This is a genomic window from Roseovarius sp. 217 (assembly GCF_000152845.1).
Lineage (GTDB): Bacteria > Pseudomonadota > Alphaproteobacteria > Rhodobacterales > Rhodobacteraceae > Roseovarius.
On sequence record NZ_CH902584.1, the window covers coordinates 1,485,271 to 1,507,576 of the forward strand.

A 22,306-nucleotide genomic window follows, 5' to 3' on the forward strand; every position below is an offset into this window, starting at 1 on the left:
AAAAATAGTTGATTGCCTTATAGTCTCGCGCAAAAATGGCTCCTGCTGTGTGGGATAACCAATTCCCAAGTACCCCGAACTTTAATTCAAGGACGTATTCCATGCCGCTTACAGGTGAACAAAGTAATTTCGTAACAAAATACATCTCCAAACGGACGGCGATGAAGACCATACGCGCGGCCCGCGACACGCTTGGCGACATTCCCGTTGGCGCGGCAACGGCCAAGGCGGGACTTGAAGAAAAGCTTGCCGATACGGGCCGGGTCTTGGACACTCGTTTGCCTCTGGATGATCGGGCAAGTGCCAGCGAGGACCGCCGCGAAAAGCACTTGCAGGATATCTTGTTGCGGGACGAGGACGGGCTGAACGCCAACCAGATCGTGCTGAAGCTCGCTCCAGTCACCGAGCAAGAATACAAGGACGCCCGCCGCGAGCCAACGGATGCAACGGACGCACTGGTCGTCGATGCGGCCAAGGCCAAGCTGGAAAAACAGCGGGCCATGCAACGGTATGTCGCTGATGAAATCATCGCCAAACGCGAGGCCGAAGAAACCACGAACGGGCACAGCAAGCGCATGGCCACAAACATTGCCATTGCCGATATGGCGAGCCGGGTAAATCAGGGGTCGCTTGCCCACCATGCGTCCCGCCATGGCCCAGCCACGACGATTGAGCAACACATCACCCGTATCGCCACCGGGTTTGCGCCCGATGATCCATTGCCATCGACGCTTCTCCCCACAGATGTGGTCCCCATCACAACCCGCAGCGACACCGCTGGCGGCGTGACCGGAGATCCGGTCAATGCAAATGTTCCCAAAGTGGGGGTGGCGGGGCCGCATTATGCGACCGGAGCCAGCCGAACCGGCTCGGGCGAAGCGGCGCTTTACATGATCGAGGACGCGCTGGCCCAGATACATGAAAGCAGCATGTACAATCAGGCGAACAGTGGTGACACGTTTGTGGTCAAAACCCTCGCGCGAACGGGTGATGTTTCTGTGGGTGAAGCTGCCATGCTGGAAAAGAATTCTGGCGGGCAGACACTCAGCGCGCCTGTGTCCGGGGCACAGACGGCCCTGTCCAGCAGAAACGCCTTCCATAACACGCTGAACACCGGGACCGCGACAGCAAAGAACGCCGAGATCAAGGTCCGCGCCGAGGCAATCCTGATCCAGCGCGATATCAAACAGTCCCGGATCATCATCGAAACCTTGCCTGACGGGTCGTTTCGGACGATCACAGCCTTCCCAGACGCCAACGTAACTGCGGAGTCATTTGAAAAAAATAACGCCGCGGAAAATCTCGCCACCCAGCGCGCGACAGCTCAGGCTGACGCCCTGAATGCGGCACAAACGGCTGCGACAGATGCACGTGCGGCCTCGGACGCGGCTATTCTGAACCGGAGCGGTGAACTGGCCACCAAACAGGCCGAGTATGACGCAGCTAAGGATGAAATTCATCAACTTGCGACACAAGATCCCGGCGGTCTGCAGCTTCTTGCCTTGGCGGTTGCGACGCGGACCTTGGCTGCGGAAGAGGCAGAACTGAAAAGCATTACGGACTCGATTGTCAGCGTTGAAACGCATCGCGCTGCTGCCGACACGGCCATGACGGACACCACTGCCTTGCTTGCAGGTCTGGAAACAGACCTTGGAACCAAGAAACTTGCCTATGAGACAGCAGCAGATGATCCAACCAAACAATCCACTGCAGAGGCCTATCAGAAAGCCTTGGAAGCACTGGCACTGGCAGAAAACAAGATCGCAACCCAAAAGAAGTTGAGAGACGTCTGCGACGAACATCTGGGGAAATTGCGGCCACAGGTCACCCCGCAAACGCAACGTCGCGATGAAGCCAAAGCCAAGTTCGATGCAGCCTTTGATGCTGCCCGGGATGAAACAGACGACCCCACAGCGAACAAGGCCGTTCAGGCCGAAAAGACTCGGGGCGAAAAAAGCGCAGCTTTTGCCGAGATTACGAAAGAGCTTAAAATCCTCGCGGACAAGGCATCGCTTGCGGAATCCCTTGTGCAGGAGGTCAAGGACCAGCAGGCGTTGTCAACAACCCCGACCGATACCGAAGTCGCCAACGAGCGCACCGAGCGGAAAGACGCGCTGCGCACGGCGCTGGACAGCAGCCCCGATGCGCTTGACGCCGCCAAAGCGCAATGGTCCGCCGAGATTGATGGCGTTGAAGCGATGTTTGAAGACGATGCGGAGTTCCGTGCCGAAACCCTTGTCCGTCTGCAGTCCCGGCGCGACGCGGCCAATGACAAGCTGAACACCCTGCATAAGGATTTGCAAAAGCGCAAGGCGGAGGCCGCGAAAACGGACCCGTCAGACCAGTCTGCAGTGACCAAAGCCGCCGATGACATCGCTGCCCTTGAAACACAGTTGAATTCGGCCCGTGCCGCAAACGAAAAGCTGAAAAGCCAACTCAAAAGCGCCAGAGTGGACGATCAAAGACAGAAAAAATTGGACGATGCAAACATCGCATTGGCCCGCTCCGTGATGGAAGCGTCGGCTGCCGCGGTCGCCGCTGAAAAGGCAGAGGCCGAGGACACATCCGACAAGGTGGCGCTCAGGGCAGCTGCGACAAAGGCGGCTGCGCAAGAAACTATGCGTCAGGCCGAGCGGGACCGCCTGGGCGCGCTGATTGATTTAAGGGACGCGAGAAACCGTGAACGGCTGGCGCGCCTTTCTGCTGCCAAAACAGAAAACACCCTGACGACCATGAGGTCAGAGGTGTCATCGGCCCCCACACCCTTGTCTGACGATATGCAGAAACTGCGCGACAAAACCATTCCAAAATTCGAAGCGGTAAAGGTGACGGCAGAAAGTCTCGTGACGATTGCCGAAACCGCTAAAGGGGCCGCAGAACAGAAGTTCAATACGCTGCATTCGGGATTTGAAGCCGCCAGCCGAGCATTCAATGCGCTCTGAGGCGGAGCGTGTCGGGTTAATTGTACGATCAGGCCCGAACCTTGTCATAGTCTCCGGCCATGTCGTTCAGACGATAGTCTTTTCGGAACTGCGCCGTATGGCAAGGTCCATGTGGAGGACGTCGCGGAGCAGACGTAGGACCGCAAGGTGCTTAGGCGATCAGTGCCTCCGCCTCTGTATGGCCGAGTGTCTTTATGACGTGCGGCTTCTCGATTAGTCCCGCTAGGGCAACCGGCACCCGCCGCTTATAGACCTAGGGCCCATCCCTCGTGGGAACTTGGACGTGTTTCACCGCAAAACTCCGCATATGCTAACCCCGTTGTGTATACGGGCGTGCATAACACAGGCGCAATGGAACAGGATAAACGCCAATAAAATCAGTTTGTTATGGCGATATTTCTGGTGCCGCTGAAGGGACTCGAACCCCCGACCCCATCATTACGAATGACGTGCTCTACCAGCTGAGCTACAGCGGCCCCGGTGGCGGCGCTATAGCATCGCGTATGGCAGGGGAAAAGCCCTATTTTTCGAGCTTTACCTCGTCCTCTTCCGCCACGATCTCGGCATCGACGACCGTGTCGTCCATCTCCTTCGCCGCTTCCTTGTGCGGCTCGTCCAGCGCTCCCACGATCAGCGGCAGCATTTCCAGGCCTGTCGGCGTGGCGATTGTGCTGTTCGGCGGCGCGCGCCAGCTCAATGTGTCAAAGGAGTTGCAATTTTCGCAGGTGGGGGACCATTCAACATGGATATGCTGGCATTTATCACAGACCCATTGCGGTCCGCGGGGGGCGGACAAGGCCCGCGCCAGCCAGCCCTTGACCACCGCATCGGGCGCGCCTTCGCCCCGCTCGATCGCCGCCATGATCGTCACCGCACGTGCGTCCGGCTCGACCTCGGCCAAATTGCCCAGCGCGCGGCGCGCAGCCGGAAAGTCCTCAGCGGCAAGGTTGAGTTCGGCCGCCAGCAGCCGCGTCTCGCGGTGATCGGGATGCACTTTCAATAGCTTGGCAAAGCGCTTGAGCCGTTGGTTCGGTGTCTCGTCCGGCTCGATCGCGGCAAAGACCGCGGCCAGATTGGGATGCGGGTGCACCAGCCAGGCCTTGTTGATGACGCGCAGCGCGTTGCGGGTATTGCCTTGGTCAATATAGCCGCGCGCCGCCAGCACGGCCGCCGGGATCAGATCCGGCGAGAGGCGATTGGCCTCGATGGCAGCCTCGCGCGCCTCGATGGTCTTGCCCTCATCCAGCACATCGCGCGCCTCGGAGAGCGCCAGCACCGCATCGCGCCGCTTGTGCACATCGCGCGGCAGGTTGCCGTATTTCAGCTTGGCATTCAGCGTTTCGCGCGCGCCTTTCCAATCCGACGTCTTGGCCTGCAAGTCGAGCAAGGTATCCTGCACCTCAGCATGGCGTGGCTTGAGCGTAAAGGCGGTCTTGGCCAGTTTCAGCGCGGTCTCGGTATCACCCTCGGCCAGCTTTTGCCGCAGGATGCCGCGTACCCCGACAAAGCGGGTTTTCTCATTGGTCAAAAGGCGCTTGTAGACCTCTTCGGCCTTGCTGCGGTTGCCCGCCATCTCGGCGGCCTGCGCGGTGATCAGATTGGTCAGCGCCGGTTTGCGCAGATATTTCTCGGCCTTGGCGGCCTGCGCCATCGCCACCTCCCCCTCGCCAGAGGCGAGCGCCAGCATCCCCTCGGACAGCGCGCGATAGCCCTTGTCCTGACGGCTGCGGTCGAAATAGCGCGACAGCGCGGTTTCATCGCCATTGATGAACTTGAGCGACGCCACCAAGAGCCCGGTCAGTTTCATCAAGAGCCAAATGGCAAAGACCAGCACACCCAGCGCAATCACCGCCTTGATCGGGGTCAGGTTGATCTCGACCCCTGCCATCACGATACGCACGCCGCCATCCAGTTCGAGCAGGAAACTCGCGCCCAGCGTCACGCCCGCCACGAGGGCAATGAAAACCGCAATCTTGATAATCGACCAAAGCATGGCGCTCGCCTTTTCTAACTCAATTCAATGTTCCGGCCAGAGCCTCTGCGGCGGACAGCGCCTCTTGGCGGCGTGTGGCCTCGGCAACCCAGTCCTGCATGGTCGCGCGCGCGGCCTCGGGCAGGCTTTCGATCTCGGCCAGCGCATCCGCCAGACGCTCCTCGGTCAATGCCGCCTCGGCACGCGAGAGCACCGCGTCGGGATCATCGCCCTCCTGCGGGTTCAGTGACCGGATGCCCAGCTGGCTCTTGAGAAAGCCGCCGACCCCGGCCACCGTATCGCCGCTTTCAGCGCGTGCCGTGGCCAGCGCCGCGCGCGCCGCCTCGGGGAAGCTCTCGACCAGAGCGGCCTGCGTCGGCACGCCAGTATCGGCCTGATCGGCCAGTACATCGGGCACCTCGGCCCCGGTGTCGCGCAAATCGGTCAGCGCCGGGGCAAAATCGCTGCCGCTGTCCAGCGCGGTCATCACCCGAGTGAGCGCGGCGCGGCGCAGCGCGGCCATTGCGCTGTCGCGCGCAGCGGCCTCTTCCGCATCCGCGGCCCCGCGCAACGCTTCGATTTCTGACGCCTGCGCCGCGAGCGCCGCGCGCAAATCCTCCAACTCGGCCGCAGGCACGCTATCGCCCTGCGCCGCAGGGCGTTCTTCAAGCGCCGAAAGACGACCTTCCAGCTCCGAAATCTGCCCTGTAAGCGCTGTCAGCGTTTCACTCAGCCCGCCCATCTCTCCGCTCAGGTCTGGTGGGGTCTCCAGCCCTTGCACCTCGGCGCTCAACGCCGCGAGCCGCTCATTCTGTGCGCTCAACGCTGCCTCGACACCCTCGTCGGAGTTAGAGAACCACGCGGGTGGAAGCACATAGGGCGCGGCGGCCACGCCCACACCCGCCGCCACTACACCGCCCAGCAGCATCGACCAGAAGCCACCTTGTCGGACAAACACCTGTTCGGTCTTCACCATGGCGGCGTGCTGCGGCTCTGCCTCTTCCGTCCGGGCATAAATGGCGCCGGGTACGTCTGCCCTGGTGTCGCTCTCAAATTCCACTACCTCAGGCTCGCGGGCCTCTGCGGCCTCCGTCAGCCCGTCCGACATCTCGTCATCGCCCGCCGCAGGGTCTGGCGCATCCGAGGTTTTGGGATGGTCCTCATCGGTCTCCGCCAAATCTCGCGCGACAGGATCGGTCGGCGCGTCCTGCGTCTCAGGCTCCGGTGCTGCCTCTGTTACCGGATCGACCGCATCAGACAGCGCGTCCGCTTCGGTCTTGCCCTTTGCAGCTTTCTTCTTATCGGCCACCTTGCGCCACCCTTTCGAATCTCACGATGCGTCCCTGTCAACTTGACCTTACAGCGCTCGTTTTCCACCCTCAAGCCGCTTGGCCGCGCCGACTTGCCCTTGCACAACCGCAAGGATACCCGGCAGATCCGGCGTTTGCGCAATATCGACCAGCGTCGCCGCACCCTCCGGCACCGCTGCTGCCACCTTGCGGCTTATGGCCGCGATGCACAACCGTGCTGTGATCCGCCCCGCCTGATCAAAGAAAATCCGCGCAGAGCGTGGCGACATCAGAGGCACAATGACAACGCCCGCACCCCTCAACACGTTCCGCGCCTGCGCGCTCAACGTCGCCTCGACCTGATCGTAAACCACAACATCCTGTGCATCATGCCCGGCCGCGCCGAGGGCTCCCGCCACATCCGCCGCCACATGCGCCCCACGCAGATGCAGAAACGGGCCCTGCGTCCCGTCCTTCGCGATGCGGGCGAGCAGCGCCGTGGCATCACCTCCGGCAGAGATTGCAGGCAATCCATACGTCCGCGCCGCCTCTGCCGTGGCATCCCCCACCGCGTAGCAGGTAAAATCGCGCCGACGGCTCAGGCGGCAGAATCCCTCGACCCCGTGCCGCGAGGTGAAAATCAGGACGTTCACCCCCGACAAGTCCGGCAAAGCCCCGTCGTATTCGATCCGCAAGAGGGGCGAGACCACCACAGCCACGCCGTCGCCCAAGACCTCTTCTAGCCGCTCGGCCATACGACTGGCCTCGGCTTCGGGCCGGGTGATCAGGATCGTAACGCTCATGGCCCATCCAGAGTTGTTGCCTGCCTCATTCGGTGTTACCTGCCTTCCACCCGTCACGCAACGCATGGGCATGATGACAGAGCCTTTGATCCTCCTCGGACTTGAGAGCAGCTGCGACGATACCGCCGCCGCTCTGCTGCGTATTGACCCCGATGGCGTGCCCGCAATCCTGTCTTCGGTGGTGCATGGCCAAACCGCGCTCCATGCCGATTTCGGCGGTGTCGTGCCCGAAATCGCCGCCCGCGCCCATGCCGAGAAACTCGATATTTGCGTGCGCGAGGCGTTGGCACAGGCGCATCTGACACTGCGCGATGTGCAGGCCGTCGCCGTCACCTCTGGTCCGGGCCTCATTGGCGGGGTGATCGCCGGTGTCATGTGCGCCAAGGGCATCGCGGCGGGCGCAGGCATTCCCTTGATCGGCGTCAATCACCTTGCGGGCCATGCGCTAACCCCGCGTCTCACGCATGGCGTGACCTATCCCTACCTCATGCTGCTTGTGTCGGGTGGGCATTGCCAGTTCCTGATCGTGCGCGGCGCGGATGATTTCACCCGTCTCGGCGGCACCATTGACGACGCCCCCGGCGAGGCCTTCGACAAGACGGCGCGCCTCTTGGGCCTGCCTCAGCCCGGTGGCCCGCACGTCGAGCGCGAGGCGACCCAAGGTGATCCCACCCGCTTCCGCTTTCCCCGGCCGCTTCTGGACCGTCCCGGCTGCGACATGTCCTTTTCCGGCCTGAAAACCGCGCTCCTGCGCGCCCGCGATGAAGTCGTGGCCGAGAAATCCGGCCTGACACGTCAGGACCGCGCCGATCTCTGCGCCGGGTTTCAGGCCGCCGTGCGCGACGTGCTGGCCGAAAAGACCCGCCGCGCGCTGACGATTTATCTCGCCGATAGCCCAGAGCATCCGGTCATCGCCGTCGCCGGGGGTGTCGCCGCAAATACCGCCATTCGCGCCAGGTTAGAGACTGGTGCCGCCGAACTGGGCGTGACCTTTGTCGCGCCCCCGCTGGCGCTCTGCACCGACAATGCCGCGATGATCGCCTATGCCGGGGCCGAGCTTTACGCACTTGGCCGCCGTCATGACATGACCCTTGCCGCCCGCCCGCGCTGGCCCTTGGATCACACCAGCCCTGCCATGCTGGGAAGCGGCAAAAAGGGAGCCAAGGCATGATCCTCATCTGTGGCGCAGGCGCATTCGGCACGGCCCTCGCCGTGACATTGGCGCAAAACGGCCCCGTCACCCTCTGGGCGCGCGACGCAGATCACGCGGCAGAGATGCAGGCCACCCGCCAGAACGCCAGACGCCTGCCAGACATTCCCCTGCCAGACAATGTGACCGTGATCACGGGCCCATTGCCGGGCGGCACATCGCCCTGCCTGCTTGCCGTGCCGATGCAGACGCTTGGCGCGTTCCTGTCCGCGCATCACAGCGCGTTGGCCATCCGCCCTCTCGTCGCCTGCTGCAAGGGCATGGACCTTGCCACGGGCCTCGGCCCCACCTCGCTCATCGCGCAAGCCTGCCCCGATGCGACGCCCGCCATCCTGACCGGCCCCAGCTTTGCCCGCGACATCGCGCTTGGCCTGCCCACCGCCCTCACGCTGGCCTGTGCCGATGACAGCACCGGCCACTCCCTGCAACGTGCCCTGACCACACCAACCCTAAGGCTCTACCGCACCACCGACACCATCGGCGCTGACCTTGGTGGCGCGCTCAAGAACGTGATCGCCATCGCTTGCGGCGCGGTCATGGGCGCCGGTCTGGGTGAGAGCGCCCGCGCGGCGCTGATGACCCGTGGCTTTGCCGAAATGAACCGCCTCGCACGCGCGCTTGGTGCCGAGCCTCAGACTCTCGCCGGCCTCTCCGGCTTTGGTGATCTGGCGCTGACCTGCACCTCTGCCCAATCCCGCAACTACCGCTATGGCCAGAGCATCGGAGACGGCACGGAGTTCGACCCCTCGATCACCGTCGAAGGCGCGGCAACCGCCCGCGCCGTCCTCCAGCGCGCCCGGTCCCTTCATCTCGATATGCCCATCACCCATGCCGTCACCGCGCTCGTCACAGGCGAATTGCGCGTGACGCAGGCGATGGATATGCTGCTGTCACGCCCCTTAAAGGAAGAATGATGCTTATTGCCCTCATAGCCCGCGACAAACCCGGTGCCCTGCAAACCCGCCTCGACACCCGCGACGCGCATGTCGCCTATCTCAAAGAGACCGACGTTGTGTCTCAGGCCGGTCCCCTGCTCGATGACGCAGGCCAGATGATCGGCTCGCTCGTGATCCTCGACGTGGCCGATATGCAGGCCGCGCAGGATTGGGCGGCGGGCGACCCCTATGCCAAGGCCGGGCTCTTCGCCAATGTCGAGTTGATCCCGTGGAAAAAGGTGATCTGATGCAGTATTGGCTGTTTAAATCCGAACCCTCCACCTGGGGCTGGCAGGACCAGTTGGCCAAGGGCGACGCGGGCGAGGAATGGGACGGCGTGCGCAACTATCAGGCCCGCAATTTCATGCGCGACATGGCGATTGGGGATCGCGGCTTCTTCTATCACAGCCAGACAGAAAAGGCCGTGGTCGGGATCGTTGAGGTGATCGCCACGGCGCATCCCGACAGCAAATCCGACGATCCCCGATGGGAATGCGTGGACATCAAGGCGATTGAGACGGCCAGGACACCCGTCACGCTCGACACGATCAAATCCGACCCGCGCCTTGCCGAAATGATCCTCGTGAAAAACTCCCGCCTCTCGGTGCAGCCGGTCACCGCCGAGCAATGGCGCATCATCTGCGATATGGCGGGATTGAAGGTGTAAGAGGGCTGGGGCGGGCCTGTTGCTGACATCCGCCCAATCCCCAAAGCGCGGAATCAAGGCGCGTAGCGCCGCCGCGCGATCGCTGGGCCGTCCCGCGGCCTAGCGATTTTGAGGCGTCGCGCAACTCATTGAAGTCATACGGAGTTTTCGGGTATAAAGTGGCAAATTCTGCCGTTGCATCGCTAGTCCCCGGCCCAGCGACCGCGCGGCTTATCACCATGGTCAATGTCAGCTCACGCCCAAAACCATCCCCGCACGCATCGAAACCAAAAACCCAAACGGAGGATGCCAGCAGATGCCGACACCCTCCGTCCCCCACGTGCTCCCTACGCACCACACGTGTAACTTGATCAGGTCTCGGCCATACTGGCCCGAATACATCCACCCTACGACAAATGCGCGGCCCCGCCAAATGGCGAATGCCGCGCATTCATTTCAATTTAAGGACAGGCCGCGCTCAGGCGGCCTTGCTAGGGACCTGCGCCCCCTCGCCTTCGATCAAGGACCGATGCAGCGCGGTAATCCCCGCCTCCATATCCTTGGACCCAAGGACAAACTGCACATCCACACTGCGCGGCGTCTGATGCGCGGCAATCACCTCGATCCCGGCCTCTTCCAATGCCGCAAGACCCCGGCTCAGCACCCGCAAACCGCTGAGGTCGCGCCCGATGGGCGACACCACTGACAGCGTCCGCGCCGAAACTTCAGCCGAGGGATAGATCTCTTCCAGATCGCGCGCCACGCGCCGCACCACCTTGAGCGAGGCATGCACATAATGCGTGATCGTATTGGCGTTGGATGTCTTGGACACGATCCAGACATTATGTCGCTTGAGCGCCTCCAGAATGGCTGCATCATAGCCTTTGACACCCACCATATCCTGCTCAAAGAGTTCCAGCGCCACGACCTTCAATCCGGTCACGATTTCAACACTCGGGGCATCGGTCGGCTGATCGTCGATCAATGTCCCGGGATCGCCCGGATCAAACGCATTCGTCACCCGCAGGGCCACATCCGCCTGCCGCAGCGTCTTGGCCGCCTTGGGATGGATCGCCTCCATCCCGAGGTTCGACAGCTGATCGGCAACATCATAATTGGTGTGACCCAGCTTGCGCACAGCACCCTCGCCCACCAGCTTGGGGTCCGCCGAGGACAGGTGGAATTCCTTGTGGATGATCGCCTCTTTCGCCCCCGTATGGGCGGCGATCGTGGCGAATGTCACCTCGGAATACCCCCGGTCAAACTCGCGCATCAGCCCTTCGGTGCATTGCGCATAGCCTGTGACAATCGGCATCTCGCTGCTCAGATCCACATCCGACAGCCCCGCCGCGATCCGCTCGATCAGGCTATGCTCGCTCTCATCGCGCCAACCGCTCAGGTCGATGAACCGCGCATTCACCCCCGCCCGCTGCAACAGGAGCGTGGTGACGAATGCCGAATGCGACTCGCCCAGACCAGACAGCAGCTCCCGAATGACCAGCATGTGATCGCTCAGGCGGAAATGCCCATAGGAGCACAGCCGTTGCAGATCAAACAGGCACGACCGCGCCCCCTCGATCCGCTCACGGACAAACTCATCCGCCATGCTGCGGTCGCCGGGATGCTCCAGAATCGCACCATGCGCCTCGCGCATCGCACGCCCCACCTCTGTCAGCGCATCGAGCCAGCCGTGATCGTCATCGTCATTGGCAAAGAGCGCATAGACCCCCGGCGTGCCGGATTTCTTATGCTCCAACAGCTTGTTGGTGATCCCGCCAAAGGCGGAGACCACAAAGATCCGATGATAGAGCGCGGCACCCGTCCGGTCGCCGACAAAGAGCGTGTCGAGCAACTCGCCCACACGGCTCATGGATGTGCCGCCGATCTTCTCGACGGTATGATCTGGAAATGTCATAGTCCCTTATCCGGGCTAGGGCCCGAACCCTTTTGTCAGGCGCTTTCCAGCGCATAAGAGCCATCCGCCTGATGCACTTCCTTGCCGGTCACCGGCGGGTTAAAGCAGCAGGCCATGACCAGTTCTTCTTCTGCGCGCAGAATGTGGCGATCATGCTTGTCGAGCGCATACATCACACCGGGCTTGATCTCATGCGTCTCGCCCGTGGCGATATCGGTGATCGAGCCTTTGCCCTGCATGCAATAGACGCTCTCAAAGTGGTTCTTGTATTCGAACGTATGCTCCGACCCCGGCTCCAGAAACGTGATGTGGAACGAAAACCCCATCCCGTCATCGGCCAGCAGCATCCGCACACTCGACCACTGCGCGTCCGACACGACGCGGCTTCGTTCTTCCTCGATGATCTTGTTGAAGTCTCTGACAATCATTCTTGTTACTCCGCAGCAAGTTTATGGGTTTGAGTGACTTCGCGCGCGGCCTCGAACAGAATATCGAGCCCCTTGCGAAAGCTTGTCTCGGGGATGGTCAACGGGGCCAGAACCTTGACCACCTCATCATGCGCACCCGATGTCTCGATGATAAGCCCCTTTTCAAAGGCGCGCGCACAAATCGCAGAGGCCAGGTCGCCTCGGCCAACATCGACCCCCTGCATCATGCCCCGCCCCTTGAGGCGCGCGCCGGGGATCGCATCCGCGATCCGCTCCAGCCCATCGCGCAGAATCTCGGCTTTCGTGGCGATAGATTTCTGGAACGCATCATCCGTCCAGAACTTCTCAAGCGCCACACGCGCGGTGACAAAGGCATGGGTATTGCCCCGGAACGTCCCGTTATGCTCTGCCGGTCCCCAGATATCATGCTCCGGTTTGATCAAGAGCGCTGCAAAGGGCAGGCCCATGCCGGAAAAGCTTTTGGCCATCGGAATGAGATCCGGCTCAATGCTCATCGTCTCAAAGCTAAAGAAGCTGCCCGTGCGCCCACAGCCCGCCTGAATGTCATCGGCAATCAGCAGCGCGCCATGCTCTTTCGCCAGCCGCGCAACACCTTGCATAAACGCGGTGGAGGCCGCATTCAGCCCGCCTTCGCCCTGCACCGGCTCGATGATGAACGCCGCCGGCGCATCAACACCGCTTGACGGGTTGTTCAGCATTTCCTCGATGATCCTGAGGCTGTCCACGCCCTCGCCGAACGCACCCTCATAGGGCATATGCGCCACATCGCTAAAGGATACTGCACCCGCGCCCGCGCGCTTGCCCGCATTCCCTGTGGCAGCCAGCGCGCCCATGGTCATGCCATGAAATCCGTTGGTAAAGGCGATGATATTGCGCCGCCCCGTGACCTTGCGTGCCAGCTTCATTGCGGCCTCGACCGCGTTGGTGCCGGTGGGGCCGGTCATCATCACCTTATAATCCATCCCACGCGGCGTCAGGATGATATCCTCGAACGCCCGCAGAAAATCCGCTTTGGCATCAGAGTGCATATCCAGACCATGGGTGATCCCATCGGCGGTGATATGCGCGATCAACGCGGATTGCATATCGGGGTCATTGTGGCCGTAGTTGAGCGAGGAACAGCCCGCCAGAAAGTCGATATAGGTCCGACCCTCGGCGTCGGTCAGCTCCGCCCCCTTCGCCTTGACGAACGACTTGGGGAAGCTGCGGCAATAGCTGCGCGCCTCTGATTCACGGCGTTCAAAAATAGCAAGATCGGCTGACATGTCAGTCGTCATAACGTGTTCCTTCATGTGATTGGGAGAGAGGGCGGGCAGGGGGCCTGTGATCAGGCCGCCTTCTTCATCCGCTCTTTCATGGCAATGGTGACCATGTATTCGGTGTCGTGCAGATCGTTGAAATGCAGCGACTTGGAGAAATACGGCGTGCTCGACAGCTCACCGTCGTTGAGATTGGTAAACTTGCGGAACAGCGCCCAGCTTGCACCGTTGTCGCGCGTGATCGTGGTCTGCACCCGGCTCACGCCCTTGCAATTCTCGCGCGATAGAAGGCCACGCAGCATCAGCGTGCCAAGGCCGGTGCCCCGCGCCTTTTCCGATACGGCAACCTGCCAGACAAACAACGTCTCGGGGTCATCCGGCAGGATATAGGCCGACACCCAGCCAACAACGTCACCGTTCAACTCGGCCACAATGCAGGTGTCACGGAAATGATCGCATTGGATCAGATTGCAATACATCGAATTCTCATCGAGCGGCTTGCAGGCCTGAATCAGCTCCCAAATCGCTGCGCCATCCTCTGACGAGGGCTTGCGCAGGGTTGGCATGGCTTTCCGAAACATTTCCATTGCATGTCGCATGGGTGCGTGACCTCTCTATTTGCTTCGTGTAACTAAATATATCATCGAAGCTTAGAAATCAACCTTCGGAGTCATTTTAACGTGCTGAGCGCGGTTTTACCAAGAAAGCCCTTATTTTTCTACACAAAATACCCTATATATTTATTTAGCAAACTAAATAATTTTTCTTAGGAGGAATGAAATTGCAATTGAGCGACAGCTTTGCAACCATTACAGCCATCACAAGAGGGGCCCGCATGGACCGCACAGACCAAAGCCTGATCGCCCTGCGTCGCATTTTGCGCGCGACCGAAATCTATGGGCGTAAACTTGCCACCGCTGCCGGGCTGACAGCGGTGCAATTCCGTGTGCTTCAGATCGTTGCGGACCGAACCAGCTGCACCGCGACCCAGATTGCCCAGCAGATGCGCGTGTCTCAGGCGACCATCACGGCCTTGGTGGATAAATTGGTGAAACACGGCGTGGTCACACGCGAAAAGTCTCAGACGGATCGCCGCCAGACCAATATCGTGATCACAGAGGCCGGGCGCGATACCATCCGGCGCGCCCCCGACGCCCTGCAACAGCGCTATGTGCGCAAGTTCGAGGCGCTCGAGGATTGGGAGCAGGCGCAGCTTGTGGCATCGCTTGAACGGGTCGCCACCCTGCTCGATGCCGAGGATATCGACGCGGCCCCGGTGCTCGATACCAGCGACTTTCGGAACCATTCCTGAGCGACAAACAAAAACACCCACCACATCGGCGGGCGCTTCTGTCAATGACGGGTCAAGGCCTCAGCGGTAGACCGATTCCTTGCCGAAATGCTTGGTCAGCATGTAATAGACGACCGCGCGATATTTGTTGCGTTCGGATTTGCCATAGGTCTCGATCACCTGATTGATCGCATCCATCAGCGCGGGGCTATCCGCCAACCCGAGTTTCTTGACGAGGAAATTCGTCTTGACCGTTTCCAATTCCGCCGGCTGGCCGCCCGCGACCGTCGAGGAATCTGCGTTGTAAATCGCCGGACCGCAACCAATCGTTACCTTGGTCAGCAGGTCCATATCCGGTTCCATCCTGCACTTGTTACGCAGATCGTCGGCGTATTTTGCGATCAGGTCGTCACGCTTTCCCATCAATTCTCTCCCTTTTTCCGGCGAATGACCGGCCCATCGTTTCACCAAGCCTCACAAATGACGCTCTCGGCACGATAGCCGGGGTTATTAGCCATACAAAGGGAAATTTTCCTAAACGCTCCCCATGGGCGAGAACCCAACAGAATCCGCCGATGACAGTGGGCAAGGATCTAGTTTAGCGCCACGCCCTGCTTGCGACCGTGATCGGTTTTCTTGTCGAACGTGACGTCGATGGCGTTGTACTTCTTGAGGATTGCGTCACCGCCGACACAGGCGGCGCGTTCAATCTCTTGGGCGGCCTCGATACCGTGACGGCCATGCTGGCGCTCATGCGCTGTGAGCGCGGCAAGCATGGTGTCGAACTTCTGGCGCAGATCAGCGGGCATTTTTTCCGGATTCTTGTGTTTCGGCAGGGTAATGTCCACCGTAACGCTGAGTTTGCAATCCCCGGTCCACCGCACATACCACTCCGTAAAGGCCCAATAGGTCTTGGGGCCTTTTTGATCCATTTCCTGTATCAAACCTTGGAGAGAGGTGGCCGATACCGCATAGGTCTTGATGGTTTCGGTTACTTTTGGTTTTGCCTGAGCAGGTGTTCCACCAGAAACCGCAAACATCAGACCAATGGCTAGGATCCCGACATTAAGAATACATTTCTTCAACATCGGTCTCCTATCCAATTACCTAAATGCTCAATACCGATAATGCTCAGGCTTGAACGGACCATCGGTGCCAACACCGATATAATCCGCCTGATCCTGCCGCAATTGGGTCAGCTTGACCCCAATGCGATCAAGATGCAGCCGAGCAACTTTCTCGTCAAGATGTTTAGGCAGGACATACACCTCGTTGCCATATTGCTCGCCCTTGGTCCAAAGCTCGATCTGCGCCAGCACCTGATTGGTAAACGACGCGGACATCACGAACGAGGGGTGTCCGGTGGCATTGCCAAGGTTCAGCAGACGCCCTTCCGACAGTAGAATGATCCGGTTGCCCGAGGGCATCTCGATCATGTCCACCTGTTCCTTGATATTGGTCCATTTATGGTTCTTCAGGCTTGCCACCTGAATTTCATTGTCAAAATGGCCGATATTGCCAACGATCGCCATATCCTTCATCGCGCGCATATGCTCGATGCGGATCACGTCCTTGTTGCCGGTGGTGGTGATAAAGATATCGGCGCTCCCGACCACATCTTCCAGCACGACCACTTCAAACCCGTCCATCGCCGCCTGCAGCGCGCAGATCGGATCGACTTCGGTCACTTTGACGCGCGCCCCGGCCCCGCTCAGGCTGGCCGCAGATCCCTTGCCCACGTCGCCATAGCCGCAGACCACGGCAACCTTGCCCGCCATCATCGTGTCGGTGGCGCGGCGGATACCGTCCACAAGGCTCTCTTTACAGCCATATTTGTTGTCAAACTTCGACTTGGTCACGGAATCGTTCACATTGATCGCCGGAAACGGCAACTGCCCCTTCTTATGCAGATCATAGAGACGATGCACGCCGGTCGTGGTTTCCTCGGACACGCCCTTGATCTGATCGCGCAGCTTGGTGAACCAACCGGGGCTGGCTTTCATGCGCTTGGCAATCTGCGCCTTGATCACCGCTTCCTCGTCCGAGGCGGGAACCGGGATGATGTCCTCACCGGCTTCGGCGCGCGCACCCAAGAGCACATAGAGCGTGGCATCGCCGCCATCGTCGAGGATCATGTTCGGGCCATCCTCGAACATGAAGGATTTGTCGAGATAATCCCAATGTTCCTCAAGGCTCTGCCCCTTGATCGCAAACACCGGGGTGCCGCCTGCGGCAATCGCCGCCGCCGCGTGATCCTGCGTGGAAAAGATGTTGCAGGACGCCCAACGCACATCAGCCCCCAGATCAACCAGCGTCTCGATCAACACTGCGGTCTGAATGGTCATGTGCAAAGAGCCCACGATCCGCGCACCCTTGAGCGGCTTGGCCTCGCCATATTCCTTGCGCAGGGCCATCAGACCGGGCATTTCGGTTTCCGCAATATCCAGTTCCTTGCGCCCATATGCCGCGAGGTTGATGTCCTTGACGATGTAATCTTTTGCCATCTGAAGTGGCTCCTTGCATGACGATTTTGCAAGGCAGATAGCACTCACCCCCACTTTGGGCAATGCGCGATTAGCCCCCGACTTCCTCGGGACGGCGCGGCGGCGCAGTGTGCCAATGCTGACCAGTGGCCATGACACAACTCACGCCGCTGGGCCGGGTCACAAAGACGGTGAAACTCCCGGTTTCGCCAGAGGCCCAGACCTCCAGCAATTGCTGCGGGCTCTGCAGCCCGCCCCCGACGAGATGTTCGTCAAATTGCCCCTCCAGCCGTTCGACCAGATCGCCGCGCGGCAGACAGGGTGTCACTTGAGCATCGGCGGACGGCGGCGCAAGCGCTGCCGCGCCAAAGATGAGTGCAGTGGAACAGAGACGTTTGAACATGGCTTTTCTCCTCAGACTTGAGAGTTGGCGCAGGGCCGCGCCGGTTCCCATGGTATTAATTTGGGGATCCGTCGCCCGTTTTGCACTAAATTTTCGCGCACAAGCGCGTGTGGCGCATGTGTTTAAGGTTTGCGCAGAGGGCGCGCTTTGCCTACCTCTGTCGCCATGACAGCACCCTATCGCCTCACCTTCTCCAGCCCCGCCGCGCGGGTGCAATACCTCCTCCTGATGGGGCTCTTTCGGCTTGCCGTCACCCGTGGTCTCTACGGGCGCTTCGCGCGCGGTCTCGGACGGCTCTTTGATCCAGAGAATGCCGTGACCCTGCATGCCGCCGATGCCGCGCCGTACCGCATCGCCCTCAATGACGGATATTGGACCCGTTTCGCCCTCTACCGCGCGCCCTATGAACCCGAAGTTGACACAGTCCTGCGCGCCGCCGCCGGGGCCACGCCGCTCTTTTGCGACCTTGGGGCCAATATGGGCTATTGGACCACCCGCGCCGCGCCGCTCTTCGAGCAGGTGATCGCGGTCGAGGCATCGGCGCAGACCTTTGAGCGGTTGTACGGTAACGCCGCACAATTGTACGGTGTCACCCTCCATCACGCCGCCATTCACGCCACCTCGGGCGAGGTTCTGACCTTCGTCAACACCCATCTCAGCCATGCCTCTGCCCGTCTGATGGGCGATACCCCGGCCGGGACAGAGGACCGGACCGAGACTGTAACAACCCTCGCCATCGACGATCTCGTGCCGCCCGGCACCGCCGCCCTGATCAAGCTCGATGTCGAAGGCGCCGAGATCGCCGCCATCACCGGCGCCGCCCGCGCCTTGGCCGATGGCTCTGTTCTCATCTACGAGGATCACGGCAACGACCCCGCCTGCACCGTCAGCGCGCATCTGCTGGCGCAGCCGGGACTCAGTCTCTATTCCACCGAAACTGGCCTTACTTCTATGCCCGACACCGCCACAATCCGCGCTCTCAAAACCGATCCGTTCAAGGGCTACAACTTCCTCGCCGCCCGCACCGACTCGCCGCTTCTGGCACAGATCGCGCAGGGCTTTGCAAAACCGGATCAGCCGCGCTAGGCAGGATCGTCCAACACTTCCGGAGGCCCCATGCCCAAACCCCGCGCCTGGCAAAAGATGCTCTCGGGCCGCAGGCTCGACCTGCTCGATCCCACGCCCGTTGATATCGAGATCGAGGATATCGCCCACGGTCTCAGCTTTGTTGCCCGCTGGAATGGGCAGACTCTTGGTGATTTCGCCTACTCCGTGGCCGAGCATTCCTTGCTGGTCGAAAGACTCTATTCCCGCCTAACTCCCTCCACACCCGCCAAATGGCAGCTTGCGGCGCTGCTGCATGACGCCCCGGAATACGTGATCGGCGACATGATTTCCCCGGTCAAGAACGCCGTCGGGCCGGGCTATGATGACCTCGACAAACGCCTTGCGGCGGCCATTCACATCCGTTTCGGTCTTCCCGCTTTGATCCCGCCCGCGATCAAAAAGCAGATCAAGCAGGCTGATAAAATCAGTGCGTGGATGGAAGCCACTGAAATCGCAGGCTTTACCGTAGCCGAGGCTGATCGTTTCTTTGGCAAACCTGATCCTGCGCTCCTGCAGGGGCTCAGGATCACACTCCGCCCCCCGGTCGAGACCCGACAAGATTATACCGCACGGTATCACGCGCTTATCGCTCAGATCGGCTAGACCCAGCCGCCGCGCGACATGAGGCCCATCGCCTCCAATTGCCGCCACCCGGTCAATTGTGTTGACCCCTCGCACCACAGGTCAGGATCAGCCTGCAAGGCGTCATAATAGCCATGATAGAGACTACTATTGGCAAAATGCTCTTGTCTCGCCTGTTCTTCTGCGGCGCGCTCGACCACCGTGTTCAGAAACTTGCTGTGCAAGAGAATGCCCGAAGTCATCTCGCCGCCTGTGCTGTCATAGACATGATTCAATTGCCGGGGCAGCAGCGAATGCGCGGAGCTCACATAGGTATAGCGTCGGTCCCACTTGACCAGCGGCACCTTGCCCATGGTCGGCGCACGGGCAGGGTCTTCTCCAAAGAACATCCGCGCACGCGGTCCTCCCTGAATCCACAGGTTTTGCAAATCCGCCTTGCGCTTCATGGAATAGTTGCCCGCATCAAACCAGCACAGCGTCTCAAACGGGTCTAATCCGGCCTGATAGCGATAGTTTGACAGTCGTCCTTGCGGATACATATCCAGCATAAGGGTGCCAAAGGACCGCAGTTTCTGATCCTCCAGCCACGCGCAGAGCGCGGGCAGGGGGCGTGTGTCGTGATAGGGATAAACCAGACACTCATCAGCATCGAGTGTCAGGCACCAATGCCCATGCCCATACCGCATTTGCAACCAGGTCAGCCAATCAACCCCAAATCTTGAGAGTTTATAGCTCCTTGGCGTCGTCCAGAGCGAAACATCCGCCTGCGCGGCCAAATACTCGCGCGTGCCGTCGTCGCTCGCATTCTCGACGATGAGGAAATGCCGTATCCCCAAACGCCGGTGATGCTCCAGAAAGTAAGGCAGACGCAGCGCTTCATTGCGCACCGTGCTGAAGCATAGGATATCATCCGGTTTGATTTGCGCCGTTTCGTCTCTAACACAGTGCAATTGATGTCTTTTGCGAAAGCTGCGCCAGAGCAAGCGTCGCCGCCTCCACCGCAGGCGATAGGCCATCGCCAGATCGCTGATCCTTTCACCTCTGCCCATGCGGACTCCGTGATCCCCCAATAGGCAAAGTCAGCGCTATTTGTCGTAATGTCCAGTCTGATGCCAGCGCCACGCGTCGCCGATCATCTGAGGCAGCGTCGAACGCGTCGGCTTCCAGCCCAATTCCGCAACCGCGCGGGTCGACCCCGACACCAGCCGCGTGCAATCGCCGGGCCGCCGTGGCCCCTCGACGATCGGCACGGCCCGGTTCGTCACCGCCGCCGATTGATCCGTGACCTCACGCACCGAAAATCCTGTGCCAGTCCCGAGATTGAAAACACGGCTTTCTTTGCCATTTTCGAGCCAATTCAGGCCCAAAACATGCGCATCAACCAGATCGCAGACATGTACATAATCCCGGACGCAGGTGCCATCAGGCGTATCATAATCGGTGCCAAAGATCGTCAGCGCATCACGTTTACCGTCAATCGCATCCAGTATCAGCGGGATGAGATGGGTCTCGGGCTGGTGAAATTCGCCAACCTGCGCTTCTGGATCGGCCCCCGCCACATTGAAATAGCGAAAGATCACATGGCGCAGCCCATAGGCGCCCTCGAAATCGCGCAACATATCCTCGATCGCGCGCTTGCTCGCCCCGTAGGCATTGATCGGAAACTGCGCGCAGGTTTCATCCAGCACCACATTATCCTGATCGCCATAGGTCGCGCAGGTGGACGAAAACACGAGATCGAGACAGCCCGCCGCGACCGCCGCCTGCATGAGGCTGAGGGAGCCGGCGACGTTATTGTGCCAGTATAGACCCGGATTCTGCATGCTCTCGCCCACTTGGCTGAGCGCCGCGAAATGCATCACGGCAACGGGCTGATAGGCGGCAAACACCTGATCGAGCCGCGCGCGGTCCGTGAGATCGCCCTGCTCGAAGGGGCCGAACTTTACAGCATCCTGCCAGCCTGTGCTGAGATTGTCATAGGTGATGGGCGTGTATCCCGCCGCGGCCAATGCCTTGCAGGCGTGACTTCCGATATAGCCCGCGCCGCCCGTGACCAGTATATGCGTCACCGCAGTCTCCCTTGCGGTTTGTTACTGAGCGGCTTTTTCGGAATGCACGACATCCGAAATGTAATTCCAAAGTTCGTCGCGCAGGTCGTCGCGCGCCAATGCAAAGGCCACCGTCGCCTGCAAAAACCCTGCTTTAGAGCCACAATCGAACCGCTGACCCTGAAAGCGGAAGCCGTAAACCTCTTCGCCATCCTCGCGTGCGGCGTCGATCGCATCGGTCAGTTGGATCTCGCCACCTGCGCCGGCCTGTTTGCGGTTCAGTTTCTGCAACACTGTGGGTGTGAGGATATAGCGGCCGATCACCGCGAGATTTGAAGGTGCCGTGCCCGAAGCAGGTTTCTCCACCATGCCTTTGGTCGACACGATGCTCCCCATGTCCTCTTTGATATCGAGAATACCGTAAGACTTTGTCATTGAATCCGGCACTTCCATCGCCGCCACGATATTGCCCTGCGTTTCCTCAAAGGCTTCAACCATCTGGGCAAGGCAGGGTTTCTCTGCCGCGATCACGTCATCCGGCAGGATCACAGCAAATGGCTCATTCGAGATCAGCCGCCGCGCGCACCACACCGCGTGGCCCAGACCCAGCGGCTTGTGCTGGCGCATATAGGCCACTTCGCCGCTGTCCATATTGGTGGATTTGAGGATTTCGAGCAGATCATCCTTGCCCTTGCGGCGCAACTCCGCCTCAAGCTGGGGGGCATAGTCGAAATAATCCTCCAGGGCACCCTTCCCGCGCGAGGTGATGAAGATGAATTCCTTGATCCCGGCGGCGCGCGCCTCGTCGATGGCGTATTGCACAAGCGGTCGGTCTACGAGAGTCATGATTTCCTTGGGAACTGACTTGGTGGCCGGAAGGAACCGTGTTCCTAGTCCGGCAACTGGGAAAATTGCCTTGGTAACCTTCGTACGCATCGCCTGCTCCTAACTCGTTTTTTTCCGCACAGTCTA

The 22,306-nt window shown here is 60.3% G+C and carries 22 protein-coding genes and 1 tRNA gene; 8 read left to right on the forward strand and 15 right to left on the reverse strand.

Features of this window, described 5'->3' with window-relative positions; genetic code table 11:
* Positions 1-101: 101 nt before the first annotated feature.
* A complete protein-coding gene (locus tag ROS217_RS07040) occupies positions 102-2,942 on the forward strand; it encodes a hypothetical protein (protein ID WP_157046561.1) in 2,841 nt (946 codons plus the stop codon).
* 400 nt (positions 2,943-3,342) lie between these two features.
* Here ROS217_RS07040 and ROS217_RS07045 read toward each other — a convergent pair.
* The 4 genes from ROS217_RS07045 to ROS217_RS07060 all read right to left on the reverse strand — a co-directional run bounded on the left by ROS217_RS07045 (position 3,343) and on the right by ROS217_RS07060 (position 7,006).
* A tRNA-Thr gene (locus ROS217_RS07045) sits at positions 3,343-3,418 on the reverse strand.
* A 44-nt stretch (positions 3,419-3,462) separates the two neighbouring features.
* Positions 3,463-4,935: a heme biosynthesis protein HemY gene (locus ROS217_RS07050; RefSeq protein WP_009817007.1), complete on the reverse strand. Its 1,473-nt coding sequence runs from the start codon at positions 4,933-4,935 to the stop codon at positions 3,463-3,465.
* Positions 4,936-4,954: 19 nt separating this feature from the next.
* On the reverse strand, positions 4,955-6,223 hold the full coding sequence (locus ROS217_RS07055) for a COG4223 family protein (RefSeq protein WP_009817008.1): 1,269 nt from the start codon (positions 6,221-6,223) through the stop codon (positions 4,955-4,957).
* A gap of 48 nt (positions 6,224-6,271) precedes the next feature.
* A complete protein-coding gene (locus tag ROS217_RS07060; protein ID WP_009817009.1) occupies positions 6,272-7,006 on the reverse strand; it encodes a uroporphyrinogen-III synthase in 735 nt (244 codons plus the stop codon).
* 73 nt (positions 7,007-7,079) lie between these two features.
* On the opposite strand from ROS217_RS07060, the gene tsaD reads away from it, so the two are divergent.
* Genes tsaD through ROS217_RS07080 form a run of 4 tightly spaced genes read left to right on the forward strand, consistent with a single transcriptional unit; the run spans position 7,080 to position 9,818 of the window.
* Entirely contained in the window at positions 7,080-8,177 is a 1,098-nt protein-coding gene (gene tsaD / locus ROS217_RS07065) for a tRNA (adenosine(37)-N6)-threonylcarbamoyltransferase complex transferase subunit TsaD (RefSeq protein ID WP_040651201.1), read from the forward strand.
* Entirely contained in the window at positions 8,174-9,130 is a 957-nt protein-coding gene (locus ROS217_RS07070; protein WP_009817011.1) for an NAD(P)H-dependent glycerol-3-phosphate dehydrogenase, read from the forward strand. Before tsaD ends, ROS217_RS07070 begins: the two co-directional genes overlap by 4 nt.
* The gene (locus tag ROS217_RS07075) at positions 9,130-9,399 is read left to right on the forward strand and encodes a YciI family protein (RefSeq protein WP_040651203.1); all 270 of its coding nucleotides are present in this window, start codon (positions 9,130-9,132) and stop codon (positions 9,397-9,399) included. The genes ROS217_RS07070 and ROS217_RS07075 overlap by 1 nt, the downstream gene beginning before the upstream one ends.
* Positions 9,399-9,818 carry an EVE domain-containing protein gene (locus ROS217_RS07080; RefSeq protein WP_009817013.1) on the forward strand — a complete coding sequence of 140 codons (420 nt, stop codon included), beginning with the start codon at positions 9,399-9,401 and terminating at the stop codon, positions 9,816-9,818. Before ROS217_RS07075 ends, ROS217_RS07080 begins: the two co-directional genes overlap by 1 nt.
* A 457-nt stretch (positions 9,819-10,275) precedes the next feature.
* On the opposite strand, the gene ROS217_RS07085 is transcribed toward ROS217_RS07080, so the two are convergent.
* From ROS217_RS07085 to ectA, 4 genes are read right to left on the reverse strand one after another with little or no spacing between them, the layout of a single operon-like run.
* Entirely contained in the window at positions 10,276-11,712 is a 1,437-nt protein-coding gene (locus ROS217_RS07085) for an aspartate kinase (protein WP_009817014.1), read from the reverse strand.
* Positions 11,713-11,747: 35 nt separating this feature from the next.
* Positions 11,748-12,140 (reverse strand): ectoine synthase, encoded by a 393-nt coding sequence (locus ROS217_RS07090; RefSeq protein WP_009817015.1) that lies wholly within the window; start codon positions 12,138-12,140, stop codon positions 11,748-11,750.
* Positions 12,141-12,145: 5 nt separating this feature from the next.
* A complete protein-coding gene (ectB, locus tag ROS217_RS07095) occupies positions 12,146-13,438 on the reverse strand; it encodes a diaminobutyrate--2-oxoglutarate transaminase (protein ID WP_254656383.1) in 1,293 nt (430 codons plus the stop codon).
* A 50-nt stretch (positions 13,439-13,488) separates the two neighbouring features.
* On the reverse strand, positions 13,489-14,019 hold the full coding sequence (ectA, locus tag ROS217_RS07100) for a diaminobutyrate acetyltransferase (RefSeq protein WP_441295877.1): 531 nt from the start codon (positions 14,017-14,019) through the stop codon (positions 13,489-13,491).
* A gap of 236 nt (positions 14,020-14,255) precedes the next feature.
* Between ectA and ROS217_RS07105 the strand changes: the two genes are divergently transcribed.
* Positions 14,256-14,732, forward strand: coding sequence for a MarR family winged helix-turn-helix transcriptional regulator (locus ROS217_RS07105; protein ID WP_040651205.1), 477 nt, complete (start codon positions 14,256-14,258; stop codon positions 14,730-14,732).
* A 60-nt stretch (positions 14,733-14,792) separates the two neighbouring features.
* Here the strand turns inward: ROS217_RS07105 and ROS217_RS07110 are convergent, their stop codons facing one another.
* The 4 genes from ROS217_RS07110 to ROS217_RS07125 all read right to left on the reverse strand — a co-directional run bounded on the left by ROS217_RS07110 (position 14,793) and on the right by ROS217_RS07125 (position 17,597).
* Positions 14,793-15,134 carry a DUF2853 family protein gene (locus ROS217_RS07110; RefSeq protein ID WP_009817019.1) on the reverse strand — a complete coding sequence of 114 codons (342 nt, stop codon included), beginning with the start codon at positions 15,132-15,134 and terminating at the stop codon, positions 14,793-14,795.
* A gap of 170 nt (positions 15,135-15,304) precedes the next feature.
* Positions 15,305-15,799 (reverse strand): DUF922 domain-containing protein, encoded by a 495-nt coding sequence (locus ROS217_RS07115; RefSeq protein WP_009817020.1) that lies wholly within the window; start codon positions 15,797-15,799, stop codon positions 15,305-15,307.
* Positions 15,800-15,826: 27 nt separating this feature from the next.
* Complete coding sequence (gene ahcY / locus ROS217_RS07120; RefSeq protein ID WP_009817021.1) at positions 15,827-17,215, reverse strand: adenosylhomocysteinase; 1,389 nt, start codon at positions 17,213-17,215, stop codon at positions 15,827-15,829.
* 70 nt (positions 17,216-17,285) lie between these two features.
* Complete coding sequence (locus ROS217_RS07125; RefSeq protein ID WP_009817022.1) at positions 17,286-17,597, reverse strand: hypothetical protein; 312 nt, start codon at positions 17,595-17,597, stop codon at positions 17,286-17,288.
* A 147-nt stretch (positions 17,598-17,744) separates the two neighbouring features.
* Here ROS217_RS07125 and ROS217_RS07130 point away from each other — a divergent pair, with 147 nt between their 5' ends.
* Entirely contained in the window at positions 17,745-18,683 is a 939-nt protein-coding gene (locus ROS217_RS07130; RefSeq protein WP_254656385.1) for an FkbM family methyltransferase, read from the forward strand.
* A 30-nt stretch (positions 18,684-18,713) separates the two neighbouring features.
* Positions 18,714-19,307, forward strand: coding sequence for an HD domain-containing protein (locus ROS217_RS07135; RefSeq protein ID WP_009817024.1), 594 nt, complete (start codon positions 18,714-18,716; stop codon positions 19,305-19,307).
* Here ROS217_RS07135 and ROS217_RS07140 read toward each other — a convergent pair.
* The 3 genes from ROS217_RS07140 to ROS217_RS07150 are packed head-to-tail and all read right to left on the reverse strand — an operon-like array spanning position 19,304 to position 22,270.
* Entirely contained in the window at positions 19,304-20,335 is a 1,032-nt protein-coding gene (locus ROS217_RS07140) for a glycosyltransferase family 2 protein (RefSeq protein ID WP_009817025.1), read from the reverse strand. The two genes, ROS217_RS07135 and ROS217_RS07140, sit on opposite strands and share 4 nt — an antisense overlap.
* A 36-nt stretch (positions 20,336-20,371) precedes the next feature.
* Positions 20,372-21,355 carry a UDP-glucose 4-epimerase GalE gene (galE, locus tag ROS217_RS07145; RefSeq protein ID WP_009817026.1) on the reverse strand — a complete coding sequence of 328 codons (984 nt, stop codon included), beginning with the start codon at positions 21,353-21,355 and terminating at the stop codon, positions 20,372-20,374.
* 21 nt (positions 21,356-21,376) lie between these two features.
* Positions 21,377-22,270 carry a UTP--glucose-1-phosphate uridylyltransferase gene (locus tag ROS217_RS07150; RefSeq protein WP_040650433.1) on the reverse strand — a complete coding sequence of 298 codons (894 nt, stop codon included), beginning with the start codon at positions 22,268-22,270 and terminating at the stop codon, positions 21,377-21,379.
* Positions 22,271-22,306 lie beyond the last annotated feature (36 nt).